The sequence below is a fragment of the Timaviella obliquedivisa GSE-PSE-MK23-08B genome (assembly GCA_019358855.1).
Classification (GTDB): domain Bacteria; phylum Cyanobacteriota; class Cyanobacteriia; order Elainellales; family Elainellaceae; genus Timaviella; species Timaviella obliquedivisa.
This window is the reverse complement of record JAHHII010000001.1, coordinates 124,129-138,478: the sequence shown is the minus strand read 5'-3', so window position 1 is coordinate 138,478 and position 14,350 is coordinate 124,129. Positions and strand designations below refer to the sequence as shown.

Below are 14,350 nucleotides of genomic sequence, written 5' to 3'. Positions count from 1 at the left end.
ATCCACCAATCTCTTTAAATTCCACTGATTCATCCCAACAGCGATCGCTATTCGGTAAACGATGGAGAAGACGGTTATAGCCTGGAAGTGTTTAATACAGTAGGTGAAACGATAGTTGTTTTAATTGTTTCTGAGTCTTAGATTGACCGTTAATAAAGAATGAAGTTTTGCGTATCCAAGTATTAGACAAAGCAGTTTAAATCTGATTCTCAATCACACCATCTGCCTCTAGAAACAGTTGCCGCAGTTGTTCCAAAGTATCCTCTGTGACATCCTTCCACATTTCTCGTTGATGCGCCTCTAACAATCGCTCTGACATATCTCGCAGTGCCCAAGGATTATTGTTCTGAACGAATTCTTGCACCGCTGGATCAAACAAATACGCTTCTGCAACGCCTTGATACATAAAGTCTGGAACGCATTGAGTCGTGGCATCGTAACCGAATAAAAAGTCAAGCGTTGCTGCCATTTCAAATGCGCCTTTATAACCATGACGCATCACGCCCTCAATCCATTTGGGGTTGACGACGCGCGATCGATACACCCGCGCAATCTCTTCAGAAAGTGCCCGAACTTTGGGTTGTTCGGGGCGAGAATTATCGCCAAAGTAGGCTTTGGGTTGCGTTCCAGAAACCGATCGCACCGCCGCACTTAAGCCCCCCTGAAACTGATAATAGTCATCGGAATCCAGCAGATCATGTTCGCGGTTATCTTGGTTTTGCAGCACAATTTGCATGTTGCCAAGGCGCTGATTAAAGGCTTCTGGGGCAGATTTGCCTTCGGCTTTGCGGGTGTAGGCGTAGGCGCTCCAGTTGATATATGCCTGGGCTAGATCGGATTCTTCGTTCCAGTTTTGCGATTCAATGAGTCCTTGCAAACCTGCACCGTAGGCGCTAGGTTTAGAGCCAAAAATACGGTAAAGCGATCGCTCTTCCGCCATCTCAAGACTGAGTCCTTGGGCTTGCCAAAACGTTCGCTCTTGCATGACCTGTGCTGATAATGGATTTTGATCATCAGGTTCTTCTAAGTCTGCGATCGCCGTGACCGCACTATCAAACAAATCAATTAAATTAGGAAATGCATCTCGAAAGAATCCTGAAATACGCAGCGTCACGTCCACGCGCGGACGACCTAAAACGGCGATCGGCAGAATCTCAAAATCAATGACTCGTCGAGAAACGCCATCCCAGACGGGCTGAACTCCTAGCAGTGCCAGCGCTTCAGCAATGTCATCTCCTCCGGTGCGCATGGTAGAAGTTCCCCAGACGGAAAGCCCTAGGGTTTTAGGATATTCGCCGTTCTCCTGGGTGTAACGTTCGACCAATGCAGCAGCGGCTCTCCTGCCAATATCCCATGCCGTTTGAGTAGGAATGGCGCGGATATCGACTGAGTAAAAGTTGCGTCCGGTGGGTAATACTTCGGGTCTGCCGCGCGTGGGTGCGCCCGAGGCACCGCTGGGAATATATTCGCCGTTGAGCCCGCGCAGAAGGTTGCGAATTTCCTGATGGGTTTCTTGGAGAGCAGGGAGAAGACGATCGCTAATCCAGGCTAATTCTTGAGTTGTCGCTAATCCAATCGTAGGTAATTCTAAATCTTGCATCAACTGATTTACCAGATCCGCGGCATATTCTTCAATGACTTCAACCACATCGCCTGCAATACGGCAATGAATGAGATGAGGATGATTTGTGGAATCAAAGCGTTCACCCCAATCAGCAGACAATGGATCAACCTCTACCTGCCAATCTTGAGCAATGGCGCGGGTCAGGCCAACGCGATTGGGGGTTGGATTACGAGCGATCGCTACAATCAAATCTCGTAACTGTCGACTCGGGGGGCATTGTCCCAGAATATGTAAACCATCCCGAATTTGAGCCTCTTTTAACTCGCACAAATAACCGTCCGCAGTAGTCAAAAAATTGGTCAGGCTAGTATCGTCTAAGGTTTCACAGGTAATACCTAAATCGTGCTGGAGATTTTCTTGCGTGATGAGTTGAGCAAGGCGATCGCGGATTAAGGGCAACCGCACTGGGTCAAGAGTTTGTGCCTCATAGTACTCATCAATCAGCCCCTCCAACTGATGCAAATTGCCATATAGTTCTGCTCTAGTCATCGGTGGCGTGAGATGGTCAATAATCACGGCTTGTGCGCGTCGCTTTGCCTGCGCGCCTTCACCCGGATCATTGACAATGAACGGGTAGAGGTGAGGCATTGCCCCCAGAACGGCTTCGGGATAGCAGGTTTCAGATAACGCCACGCTTTTGCCAGGGAGCCATTCCAAGTTGCCGTGTTTGCCCACATGAACAATCGCCTGGGATTGAAACTGCGATCGTACCCAATGGTAAAACGCCAGGTAGCTGTGCGGCGGCTCTAACTCGGGGGCGTGATAGTTCAGTGAAGGATCGCGGTCATAACCTCTAGCAGGTTGCACACCCACAAAAATATTACCGAGTTGAATACCTGCGATCGGGATGTCAGTATCGGCATCTCCCCAACGAGATTGAATGCCAGCCTGAACGGCAATAGGCAACTGATTGAAATGAGTTTGGTAATCTTCTAATGACAGTGATTGACGAACGTTGCGCAACGTCCAGCCCTCCGGATCATTGGTCACGCTTGTTGTGAGTAACCGAATCAATTCTTGATCAGTCTCAGGAATATTTTCAACATAATATCCGGCAAGCTGAAGCGCTTTAAGAATCTTGATGCAGCTGGCTGGGGTGTCTAGTCCAACGCCATTGGCTAAGCGTCCATCACGGGTAGGATAGTTGGCGAGGATGAGGGCAATTTTGCGATCGGGCGGTGGTGTTTGGCGCAGCTTGATCCAGTTGGCAGCAAGTTCGGCAACAAAATGAATGCGATCGCCCATCGGCTCATACACCACGACATCAGCCTGTAACTTAGCGTTCTCAGTTTGCACTGATTTAAACGAAACTGCCCGCGTAATAATTCTGCCATCCACCTCAGGTAACGCCACATTCATCGCCATATCCTTAGGCGCTAACCCTTGCACTCCCGTCGCCCATTGCTCTTTGGTGCCACCACTAAAAATAATCTGCAATACGGGCACATTTAGCGTTTCCCAAAGTTCAACTTGGGGAGAATTAGCATCTAAACTCGCTAGGGAAAAACTGGTGGCATTGAGAATAAGTTCAATCCCTTTAAAGTTGAGCAACTCTTTTTGTACGTCCGGCTCCTTGAGTGAGGAAACAAAGATGGGAACTGGCGTTAAATTGCGTTGTTTTAATGCATCACACAGCGCATGGATAACGGCTGTGTTTCCAGCTAAGTAATGAGCACGGTAAAATAGAATTGCAACCCTTGATGCTTGACCTAACTCGAATGTACAAGAGGCACACGTATTTTGAAACTGACAGAGAACGCCGATTCGCGGTATGGATTGCGGTAGCTGAACTTGATAGTTTTGATTAAGAAACTGAGTTGCAACGAATTTTAGAAGATTGCAATAGTTATTCACGCCTCCCTCAATCATGTATTGCCAAACTTGATTGGCTTCCGTTAACGAAACTGTTGAATGACTGAGTAAATTAGGGTCAGGTCGTTCGTCTCCTGGTAAGATGATCAGCTTTGCACCTGTGCGTTGCGCCAATTCTTCAACCACTTCTAGCCCGTAACTCCAATACGATCGCCCGCCAATCACTCGTACGACGATTACCTCTGCCTTGCTCAACACATCATCGGCATAGGTGTCGATCGTCAGTTGCTGTTGAAGCTGCAACAAATTAACGACTCGCAGTTCGGGAAAGTCATCGGGCAACTGATTAGCTGCTGCTGCAAAGGTTTGAATGTCGGTATCCGCAGCAGTAATGATGACGATGGGGGCAGGCTGCTGCTCTACAAAAATAACGCCATCGGCAGTAGGGTTCCAACCGCCGGGAATGGTCGCGAGACGATGCATAGAGGGTTGAGTAAAGGGACGGGGGTTAAAAGAAGACTACAGCATTTTTCTATTCTGGTGTATGGCAAACGGCTTCGATCTTGTAACTATCAGGGTCAAAAACGTAGGCGGCGTAATAACCAGCGTGGGACTGAGGGCGAAGACCCGGAGCGCTGTCGTCTTTGCCGCCTTGAGCGATCGCCTCATGTCGTTGCATAAGCTTGTTCATGAATGCAGATTCAATACTAGGATTTAGTATATCCTCTCGTTCGATGCCTTGCTTATCCTACTCTCAAGTTCGACGACACAAGGGGTATCTCAGGGCAACCCCTTGTGAGTATCTTGAAGAGCACACTGCACCCCCTAAAAGCTAGTGATATGATCAATCACACCCATATTCATCTTGCGAGAAATACTGAATGACATGGCAATCGTGATCGCGGGCGAACGTAGCGGCGTTGGTAAAACTACTGTAACGTTGGCACTACTGGCGGCACTGCGACAGCGCAGTCACAACGTGCAGTCTTTCAAAGTGGGCCCTGATTACATCGACCCGATGTTTCATCGCCACGTTACAGGCAGGGCTTGCCGCAACCTTGATCCGGTTCTAACCTCCGAACTATATGTCCAACAATGCTTTGAAAAAAATACTCAAGACGCAGAATATGCCCTGATTGAAGGCGTAATGGGGCTGTTTGATGGAGCGAGTGGAGCCGATGATTTTGCCAGTACCGCCCATGTTTCTCGATTGTTGCATTTGCCCGTACTGTTGATTTTGAATTGCAGTAGTTTGGCGCGTTCCATTGCCGCGATCGCCCACGGTTATCGCTCGTTCGATCTGCGTGTGCAGGTTGCGGGCGTTGTCTTGAACCGTGTCGGTAGCGATCGCCATCTCGAACTGCTGACAGCCGCCTTAGAACCGCTGAACCTACCGATTTTAGGCGTTCTCCGTCGTCAGGAAGAAATCGTGATTCCCGATCGCCATTTAGGCTTAGTGCCCAGTGGCGAACTACAAAACCTTCAGCCCGTTCTCGATCGCCTTGCTAATTTAGGCGAAACTTGTTTTGATTGGGAGAAGTTAACACCGCTTTTAAAGTGTGATCAATCCGCGTCTGTCGCACCCTCTCAATTTCAGGGGTTAAAATCTAAGATTCGGCTGGCGATCGCTCAAGATTCAGCATTTAATTTCTATTATGCTGACAATTTGGAAATGCTCGAACATCTGGGCGCAGAACTTCTGACCTGGAGTCCTCTGACAGATTCACATCTTCCCAAAGGTACACAGGGCTTGTACTTTGGCGGCGGCTTCCCTGAAGTTTTCGCAGCAGAATTAGTCGAAAATCAATCGGCCCGTTTAGCTGTAAAAGCTGCTATTCAAGCCGGAATGCCGACCTATGCCGAGTGCGGGGGGCTCATGTATTTGTGTGAGCAAATTGTCGATTTCTCAGAACAGTCTTACCCGATGGTCGGCATTTTCCCAGCTACGGCAACGATGGGAAACCGTCTGACTCTGGGCTATCGGCAGGCGACTGTTTTGCAAAATACACCGTTGGTAGAAAGAGGCGATCGCCTTTGGGGGCACGAGTTTCACCGCTCCACGTTAGCCCAAGAGTCGCCCCAACCTGTTTTTAATTTGCAAGGATATCACTCGCAAATTGCCCTTAAATCAGAAGGCTGGCAGCGCTATCAAGTTCATGCTTCTTATACCCATCTTCACTTTGGAGTACGACCTGAATTAATAACGAGGTTCTTAGAACATTGTGAACGATCGAATTCAACGTCTTAAAATCTAGTCTCAAACTCTACTACCGCTCGACTATCTCCTTCAAGATTGGTTGTGCCTCGCAGCAGAATATTATCGTTGAGACGATAGCGGACGCTGAACTGCGTGGGTTCTTGCACAGTGAGGATTTGCAGGAGTGAAACGGAGAGATTGCGAGTCACATCAAAGCCCACTTCTCCAGCAATCTCCAGCGTTGAACTGCGCGCATTGTCAGACAGAACCGTGGTCGGGAAGATGCGGAAATCGCTGAGACCAATGGTGTTGGCAATCAGGTTTTGGAAATCACTTAAAAAGGCAGATCCGGCAACGCTGACGATCGCCAACGGCGCATCTCCCCCTGACCCTAAGCTGTTGATGAAGTTGCCTCCCACCAACGCTACAATTTCTGATTCGGTGCGGCTGGGGCTACTGGTCAGGCGCAGATTTTGGGAAAACTCGCTAGCTGGACCTGTAACGCTGGCTTGCACTCGGACGGTTTGAATTTCGCCAAAGTCGTTGATGGTTGTATCTCGGACTTCTGCGGCGGCGAAGGGAGAATTGTCGGGAACAGGGAACCGAACTACCTCTGGAACCGAAGTCACTAGACGGACATCCAGAATCGGGTCTAGCCCTCGGTTGGGTTCAAAAACGGCTTTGCTCTCATAGCCTTGTGCCAGTCTAAATTGAGTCGTGAAAAGGTTAACTTGTCCGCCGCGCAACAGCACGGTGCCTTGGGCATTGAGGTTATCGAGGAAGCCGTTAATATTGAGCTTGCCTCTGGCATAGAAATTGAGGATGGGGTCTCTGGTCACGCGGAGGCGATCGCCCAAGGTCAATTCCAGGTTATTGAGTCGGGGGGAGCTAATGGTGCCCGTGTCACCAGCCGATACAGTTGCCACTGGAGCCGCGTCGGGAATGAACACTCGCCCACCGCTTAGCCCAACCTCTCCGCCAATAATAGGCGCTAAAGCGGTGCCAGTGACTATCACTTGACCGTCTACGCCACCATCGTATAGATCCTCCATCTGCAAGGCAATATTGCTGAGATCGACCAATAAAGGGGTATTAATTGCTGGATCAGTGGTCTCCAAGGGAGAGAGAATGGGTAGAACACCCTGAGCCGCGATCGTGCCCTCGCTAAAAAGTCCTTGGGCTTGGACTTGAATGCGATCGTTGGCGAATAAAACATCGCCTGTGACATTAGTAATATCTTCTTCAGGCAGGGCAGCCGCTGAAAACCGAGCGTCTCTGAACCTGGCGCTGCCTGTGGCGGTGGGTCTAAAATCGATCGCGCCATTAGCTAAGGTTCGGAGCGTGCCATTGACCTGAAGGTTGACCTGACCCTCGCCGCCTTTCCATGCCACTTGGTCGGTAAATAGGCTCAGTAGGGCAATGCCTTCATTTTCTACATCAACCTTAAGGGCAAACTGATCGCTGCTTGGCTCAACAGTCATGAACGGAAATTTATAGGGAATGTCACCCACCAATGTGAATGGATTCGATCGCTTGCCAAACACGGTAAGACGAGCATCGTTGTAACCAATGAGAACACCAAGATCGGGAACAGGAGAATTATTAACTTTGCCATTCACTAAGGTCAGTTCACCGCTGACCGTCGGGTTGCCGATGGTGCCTAGCAACCCGACGTTAAGATTAAGATTACCTTCGACAGGCACGTTCAAATTTAAAAGATCGCTGACGGCATCAGCAGGAATATTCTCAGCTACAAGCTGCCCGTTATTTTGTTGATCTGCTCCAATTTGCCCCTGAAACGCTACTCTGGAATCGCCCGACTGGATGCGAGAAGGACGCAGTGACAAAACCCCATCTCTGAAACTGCCGCCTGCGGTCACCAGGCTAATGTCGTAATCTTCCCAAGTCCAATCTCTGCCCTCAATGCCAAAGTCCAGGGCAAAACCTTCTTGAGGCGAAAAACCAACGTTGACGTTGCCCGAAAAGCCGCCTTCGAGTTGGGCTAAATCAGGAATGATGGAGGCATCTTGACGAGCCGCAATCATTTGATTGCGCAGTGCCACGACTTCGGAAAAGCGGCGGAGTTGGTTGATGAATCGATCGCCCGGTCTACCCACTTCTGAGGCTTGTACATCGGCGGCGCTGGCATAGGTGGGTGGACTAATACCCCGGTTGAAATCGGACAGGTCAAACCACTGAAAAGCCGTCAAAATATCTTCAATTCTGCCTTGCTCAGTCGTCACTTGCCCCTGAAACTGCGTGGCAGCGGCATTAAAACTGCCCGAAAGCTGATAGCGGCTGTTAGCACGAACCAGTTCGCCCTGGTTAAGAACAGCAATACCATTACTGTAGCGAAAACTGCCCGTCAGTTCGTCAGCGTTAATGTAGCCCAGCGCCGGACGGGCGATCGCCACTTCACCCAACACGGTCGGGTTTTCCAGGTTTGCCAAGTTAATATCAAACCGCCCGTTGAGTTGACCCTCGATCGCCCCCAGTCCATAAGCCGCAGCAGGCGAAAAACTGAGAATTGAAAGAGGAAAATTTTGCAGATCAGCCAGCAAACGATCGCCCTGCCCTCTGCCCGTGGCGATCGTGTCTCCTTGCTGCACATAGAAAGATTTAGGGCGGTTAGTGCCATCTAAATCAAACGCAATGCGATCGGTGTCGCCGCGCACATCAAGCCGTGTAAATTGATTGGCGCGGTACTGAAAAGTCCCGTCTAGCGCCGACTCGAATGCCACCTGATTAACTGCTGCCTGATTCAACCTCAGGTTCCCCGCAACGTTCACGGCATCTAGCGCACCCGTCAATCTTCCAGAAAAATCGGCGTTACCCCTTAAGGCAATTTGTTCAGGCGTGGGAATGGGCAGTGCCGCAACGGGATAGCCCTGAAGCCGCACATTCAGATCAAGATTGGTAATTTCTGGGGTGCCTTCTACTTGCGCAAAGACAAAGCCATTGGCGCTAAAGCCGGGAGCCGTAGCGCTGTTGACTCGCAGGCGATCGCCTAACCAGGTTACCGCGGTATCTAAGGGCTGATCAATTAAGGCAATTCCTTCTGAAAAGCGCAGATTGCCCTCTGCCTTGATTGCCGCCAAACTCGAATCCGCCAAACTGCCTGATAGCCTGCCCGTTCCACTCAGGAAACCGCGTAAATCTGCTGAAAATTGATTCAGCCGAATCCCCGATGCCTGTACCACCGCATTCCATCGCCCCTGGCGCAGTTCACCGTTCCCCCGCACCATGCCGCCTGCAACTAGCACCGCCGTATCTCGAAACTCCACCAAATCTCCCCTCACCCTGACCGTGCCTCGCGCTGGATAAGTCGCTTGAGGAGCCTGCCATTGGGCAACAGTTTGGATATTGTCGTAGGTGCCGGATATTTGAGCGGTGGTGTTAACGTTACCAATGGTAAACGTGGGAGCACTACCGTATGCCCTGGCGATCGCATCTCCTGCCAGGTCTTGACCCCGAAAATTGAACGCGATAGACTGGCGATCGCCAAACCGTACCACGCCTCTGCCTGTCACCAAACCGCCATTGGTCGGCGTTGCCCGGATAGAATCGAAGGCTAGCGCGTCAGCCGTTAAGGTAAAGCGAGTATCGGCGTTAGCAAAGGTCACTTGATCAATCTTTGCAGGTTCGAGGCTGGTGGCTACCCCGGTCAGCTTGGGGGTGGCGATCGCGCCGGATACCTTAACGTTGCCGCCAAACACGCCTGCCACGGCAAAAGGCGAGTTTAGATCAAATGTTCTTAATAACGTCGAAGCGCTGACTTTTGGCACTTGGATCGAAATGTCGTAGCCCTTTTCGGTGTCTAACCCGCCACTGACCCGCGCCGGAATCTCGCCATAGCGCCCCTGCGCATCTTGAAACGTGATCCGCTGATCTTGAAACAGAACAGTGCCATTCAACCGATTGAATGTGTTGGGCACTGCTCCAATTTTCATTGCCCCATCCCGAAACCGCACCCTACCGTTGAGGAGAAGCGGGTCTTCTTCCGTTCCTAAGGTAATATCGAGCTTACCTGACGCTCGCCCTGTCAAAAACGTTACGGGCAAAGGTACCAGCACATTAACGGTGGGTGCCAGCAAGCCCTGTCCTTCCACAGTTAGCTTTCTCGACTCTGTGGTTTGGTTGATATCGCCCCGAAGCCGCATTTCCCCGCCCGTTTGGGGATTTCCGGTGACATTAAATCTAATTCGCTGATTTTTATCTTGTAGCGTTGCCGAGCCATTGACGTTGCGCACTTCTACGTTAGTCAACACAGGCACAGGGCGTTGTTCAATTTCGCCTGTCTCGTCGTTTCTTAGTTGCTTCGCTGCGGCAAGAACCAATCTGCCCTCTTGCACCCGAATTTCGTCAAGCTGGGGTGTAATCCAACTATTCGATTCGTTCGTGGTAATTTTCGTCTTGAACCATTGCCCGTCTTCATCTTGATCAATAAAGGCATCCGGACGTACCAGCGTAATGTCGAAGTGCAGATCCCGGCTCCACAGAAGTTCCAGCAGATTAAACCCAACTTCGATCGCCTCTACTTTGACCTGATCTGCATCATTTTTCAAAGGCGGCAATGCCGAAGCGCCCAGCCGTAAGCCCACCAGCGAAACCCGCTCAACGCCGCCCACGTTAACCGGACGGTTTAAGGTGTCGCTTAAGCTCTCAGCAATTAATGGCGCTAATCTTTCTTGAATAAATTGTCGGACGTATAACGCAGCGGCGATCGCCCCGACCAAAACGACCCCACCCGTCACTAAACCTGCACGAATTAAAAAACGTCGTCTGCGACTCGGTGTTTTCTCAGGCTGATGACCGGAGTTCGGAGAATTCGTCATGTCACACTCACCTTTTCACCCAACAGACCACGGCTCTTACCTTGCAAGCATCTTACCCCAATGCCTTTTTCCTTGGGAGTCAGCATAATCCAATCAATCCGAAGTCAGAAATATGGTGTTCTTCTCAAGATATCTCAGACGCGACCTCTTGCGGGTATCTCAAAGAGCACGCCTGTCGCTGCAACTCCATCACTTCGCCAATTCCCTTTTCTGCCAAATCTAACATTTGGTTCAATTGGACACGGGTATAGCTGCCTTCCTCTGCCGTGCCTTGCAATTCAATTAAATTAAGCTCGTCATTGAGCACTACATTAAAGTCCACATCGGCAGCTACATCTTCCGGATAGTTGAGGTCGAGGTAGGGTATGCCGTCGAGTAACCCCACAGAAATGGCAGCAATTTGATGACGAATCGGCGATCGCTCCAATTCTCCTGATTGCAAAAGTTGGGCGATCGCATCGTTCAACGCTACAAAGCCCCCGGTAATCGAAGTCGTTCGTGTCCCAGCATCTGCCTGCAGCACATCCGCATCCACCAATAGTGTCCGCTCACCCAATACTTTCATATCCAACGCCGCCCGCAAACTCCGCCCTATTAATCGCTGAATCTCCTGCGTTCGCCCCGACAGCTTCATAAATTCTCTAGAGTGCCGGGGATGGGTGGCAGTGGGCAACATCCGGTACTCTGCGGTCAGCCAGCCTTGCCCCTGCCCTTCTAAAAACCGTGGCACTCCCGGCTGAACGCTAACCGTACAAAGTACCTGCGTATCGCCGCAGTGCGCCAAAACCGATCCTGCGGCAAACTTGGTAAAGTTTCGCTCAAACCGCATCGGTCGGAGTTGGTCGGGTTGCCGATTGTCGGGACGCTGCCAAACCATGTTGATATGCCTTAAAGTTTCAACTCAATCAGGATAGCGGGGAACGGGACATGAATGAAGTAGACAAGCCTGAGTACAAATGCACTACTTATCTTTTTTACTATATGCTAGAGGTGTAGCAAACAAAAAACTGCTATAGTTTAAGATCCATTATTGACGTGCGAGTCCTAACATGGTCAGCTGTCTAGACGTGTCTCGTTACTTTATCGTCAAAGCCTATGAGGACGGTAGAGAAGCTCAAATGACCAACATGAAGGTTCAAAAGCTTTTGTACTACTCTCAAAGCCTACACTTAGCTTTGTACGAACAACCTTTATTTAATGAAGAGATTCAGGCGTGGCGATACGGACCTGTTTGTCCTCCAGCCTATAGCTTCTACAGCAATTTTGAAGCCAAGCAACTTCCTATTCCCAGCAAAGAGTTTTTGGCAGAAATCCATGACGACGCAGTAACGCTCTTGGAAGAAGTATGGGAATATTTTGGCGCACACCATGCTTACCTCTTAAGCGATATGACTCATTTAGAGTTTCCTTGGAAGAAAGCTCGTCGGGGTTTACATCCCAATGCAAGCTCGACTGAGGCAATTCTTCCTGAAGATATGAAGGAGCTAGGAAAACAGAAACTCAGAGCTATTGAACGAGAGCACCCAGCCTACGATTTAGTCATGGCTGAAATTTTGAAGGATGTGGATAGTTCCCAGTTATCACCCCGTATTGTCAAGGGAGAAGTGCGTGGCTGGCTTACCTCCCTTCTCGATTGAAAGTACTGATTCATTCCAACGCTCTTTCAAAAAGCTTGAAAAAGTTTATCGAAGAAAGTTCCTTGGAATGGTTGAAGGCATCTTAGAAGGGATGATTGAAGATCCCTATCCCCTCAGTTCTCGTCAAGAACCCCTGCCCAGCAAAATCCAGTTGCCCGATGGCTGGACATTTCACAAGCTGGAGTTCAGGATTTCTAAGGGTGCTTCTGGGCAGCTTAGATTGATGTACTTGGTCAACTCGTCCACTTATGTTATCCGTCTCCTCTGGATTTACAGCCATGAACAGTTCTCAAAACGTCCTCCAGACAAAGACTTGAAGGATGTTATTCGAGAAATTTTGGATTGTTGATAGGCAAACTTGCGCCTCCAATCCGTGCTACGTGTCGTAAGAAGTTAGTACATACAGCCTATTGACGGCTCTGTATATGTAGTGTTTGATGGATAAAAAAATGAGTATCTTACTCTATATGTTCACTTTAGTTAATGCAAGTCTGAGTCTAAACATAGAGTTTTGTACTATCCTTTAGTCATCGCCTGTTCCTGAAGCACCCGGAAGTGAATTCATGGTTTCCCAACTAGAAACGCCGAGCCGTAACCCCAGTTCTTTGCCTTATACGGTAGAGGGATTGGTGCAAGTTTTCACCTGTCCCCACCGCAGCTTTTTCACTAGCGTTATGGCGCAAGCGCTGCGCATTGCGGGTCAAGGTACGCCCGTTCTGATTGTGCAATTTTTGAAAGGCGGCATTGGGCAAGGCATTCACAATCCCGTCAAGCTCGGACAGCATTTAGAGTGGGTGCGCTGCGATTTGCCTCGCTGCTTAGATACGCCCCATTTAGAACAGGCTGAGGCGATCGCGCTGCTAGAGCTTTGGGAGTATACCCAAGAAGTCGTGGCTAGAAACCAGTATTGTTTAGTGGTGTTAGATGAGTTGAGTTTGGCAATTAACTTAGGGCTAATCTCAGAGGCTGAGGTGCTAGACTTCCTAAAAAACCGTCCTGCCCAAGTCGATGTGATTTTGACAGGGCCCGAAATGCCCCAAGCCATCCTCGATATCGCAGACCAAATCACAGAACTTCGCCGGAGCCATCGCCCCTAATGATTAAGAACGATACCTGGATTACTACTATGTCGGCAAGCGGCATGATTAGCCCCTTCGAGCCTCAGTTAGTGCGGCGAGTGGATGGGCTACCTGTTATTTCCTATGGCTTAAGCAGCTATGGCTATGATTTGCGTTTGTCGGCTTCAGAGTTTCGTATCTTCAAACATATTCCCGGCACAGTCGTTGATCCCAAAAACTTCAGCCCCGCCAACTTAGAACCCGCAACGCTGCACACTGATGGGAACGGGCAATACTTTATTCTTCCTGCTCATTCTTACGGTTTAGGTGTGGCATTAGAGCAGCTAAAAGTACCAGATAATGTAACAGTAATTTGCATTGGCAAAAGCACTTACGCTCGCATCGGTTTAATTGCAAATTTAACTCCGGCTGAAGCGGGATGGCGAGGACATTTAACGCTAGAGTTTTCTAATTCTTCCAGTGCAGACTGCCGGATTTATGCCAATGAAGGCATTGTGCAACTGCTGTTTTTGGAAGGTGCGCCTTGTGCCGTGAGCTATGAAGATCGCAATGGTAAGTATCAAGATCAGGTGGAGAAGGTGACGTTGGCGAGGGTTTAGTAAGCGCGATGGAGACTTAGGCTATGAGGGCGATCGGTGCAAAGTGGGGGAATCGTTTAGCTATTCGTATTCCACAGAATTTAGCTAAATAAATCCACTTAGCTGAAGGCACTGAGATAGACCTCACTATAGTAGATGGAATGCTAGTGATAAAGCCTGGAAGCCGAAAGCGTTACTCACTTGATGAACTTATTCAAGGAATCACACCAGAAAATCTTTACACCGAGATTGACAGTGGCATAGCAGTAGGAAATGAAGTTTGGTAGCACGAGAAAATTTGTATCTCCCCAGTCGGGGAGATACCGTTTATCTAAATGATCCTACCAAAGGACGTGAGCAGAGAGGGTATAGACCTGCTTTCGTGCTCTCACATACTGGAAAAAGAAATAGCCTAAAGAGAGAAATAGACATCTAACTTCCGAAAGACGTTTAACTCAAGTCAACGTTTTATCTTAACTGTACGCAGTACGGTCAGCACGGATAAACACAGAAGTGTTTTGTGCAATGCATTCACCTTAATTGATTAAAGTTTAGTTGATCAAAGTGTTTAGTTGATCAAAGTCAGAG

9 protein-coding genes are annotated in these 14,350 nt (G+C 49.4%); 5 read left to right on the top strand and 4 right to left on the bottom strand.

From position 1 onward, the window contains the following. Positions 1-196 precede the first annotated feature (196 nt). Positions 197-3,919 (bottom strand): cobaltochelatase subunit CobN, encoded by a 3,723-nt coding sequence (gene cobN / locus KME11_00635; protein ID MBW4513713.1) that lies wholly within the window; start codon positions 3,917-3,919, stop codon positions 197-199. A gap of 49 nt (positions 3,920-3,968) precedes the next feature. Continuing rightward, positions 3,969-4,127 (bottom strand): hypothetical protein, encoded by a 159-nt coding sequence (locus KME11_00630; protein ID MBW4513712.1) that lies wholly within the window; start codon positions 4,125-4,127, stop codon positions 3,969-3,971. A 195-nt stretch (positions 4,128-4,322) separates the two neighbouring features. Here KME11_00630 and KME11_00625 point away from each other — a divergent pair, with 195 nt between their 5' ends. Beyond that, positions 4,323-5,684 (top strand): cobyrinate a,c-diamide synthase, encoded by a 1,362-nt coding sequence (locus KME11_00625; protein MBW4513711.1) that lies wholly within the window; start codon positions 4,323-4,325, stop codon positions 5,682-5,684. Here KME11_00625 and KME11_00620 read toward each other — a convergent pair. Then, positions 5,681-10,468 carry a translocation/assembly module TamB domain-containing protein gene (locus KME11_00620; GenBank protein MBW4513710.1) on the bottom strand — a complete coding sequence of 1,596 codons (4,788 nt, stop codon included), beginning with the start codon at positions 10,466-10,468 and terminating at the stop codon, positions 5,681-5,683. The genes KME11_00625 and KME11_00620 overlap by 4 nt on opposite strands. A gap of 124 nt (positions 10,469-10,592) precedes the next feature. Next, positions 10,593-11,345 (bottom strand): ribonuclease PH, encoded by a 753-nt coding sequence (gene rph / locus KME11_00615; protein ID MBW4513709.1) that lies wholly within the window; start codon positions 11,343-11,345, stop codon positions 10,593-10,595. Positions 11,346-11,517: 172 nt separating this feature from the next. On the opposite strand from rph, the gene KME11_00610 reads away from it, so the two are divergent. From KME11_00610 to KME11_00595, 4 genes are all read left to right on the top strand, one after another. Then, the gene (locus KME11_00610) at positions 11,518-12,105 is read left to right on the top strand and encodes a DUF4065 domain-containing protein (protein ID MBW4513708.1); all 588 of its coding nucleotides are present in this window, start codon (positions 11,518-11,520) and stop codon (positions 12,103-12,105) included. Continuing rightward, positions 12,077-12,454 carry a type II toxin-antitoxin system RelE/ParE family toxin gene (locus KME11_00605; GenBank protein MBW4513707.1) on the top strand — a complete coding sequence of 126 codons (378 nt, stop codon included), beginning with the start codon at positions 12,077-12,079 and terminating at the stop codon, positions 12,452-12,454. The genes KME11_00610 and KME11_00605 overlap by 29 nt, the downstream gene beginning before the upstream one ends. Before the next feature lie 214 nt (positions 12,455-12,668). After that, positions 12,669-13,202, top strand: coding sequence for a P-loop NTPase family protein (locus KME11_00600; GenBank protein ID MBW4513706.1), 534 nt, complete (start codon positions 12,669-12,671; stop codon positions 13,200-13,202). Then, positions 13,202-13,783, top strand: a complete 582-nt coding sequence (locus tag KME11_00595) for a dCTP deaminase (GenBank protein MBW4513705.1) — start codon at positions 13,202-13,204, stop codon at positions 13,781-13,783. The genes KME11_00600 and KME11_00595 overlap by 1 nt, the downstream gene beginning before the upstream one ends. Positions 13,784-14,350 lie beyond the last annotated feature (567 nt).

Coding starts and splice junctions, on each gene's coding strand:
- KME11_00610 (MBW4513708.1), top strand. CDS start 11,518: ATGGTCAGCTGTCTAGACGTGTCTCGTTACTTTATCGTCAAAGCCTAT.
- cobN (MBW4513713.1), bottom strand. CDS start 3,919: ATGCATCGTCTCGCGACCATTCCCGGCGGTTGGAACCCTACTGCCGAT.
- KME11_00625 (MBW4513711.1), top strand. CDS start 4,323: ATGGCAATCGTGATCGCGGGCGAACGTAGCGGCGTTGGTAAAACTACT.
- KME11_00630 (MBW4513712.1), bottom strand. CDS start 4,127: ATGAACAAGCTTATGCAACGACATGAGGCGATCGCTCAAGGCGGCAAA.
- rph (MBW4513709.1), bottom strand. CDS start 11,345: ATGGTTTGGCAGCGTCCCGACAATCGGCAACCCGACCAACTCCGACCG.
- KME11_00595 (MBW4513705.1), top strand. CDS start 13,202: ATGATTAAGAACGATACCTGGATTACTACTATGTCGGCAAGCGGCATG.
- KME11_00620 (MBW4513710.1), bottom strand. CDS start 10,468: ATGACGAATTCTCCGAACTCCGGTCATCAGCCTGAGAAAACACCGAGT.
- KME11_00600 (MBW4513706.1), top strand. CDS start 12,669: ATGGTTTCCCAACTAGAAACGCCGAGCCGTAACCCCAGTTCTTTGCCT.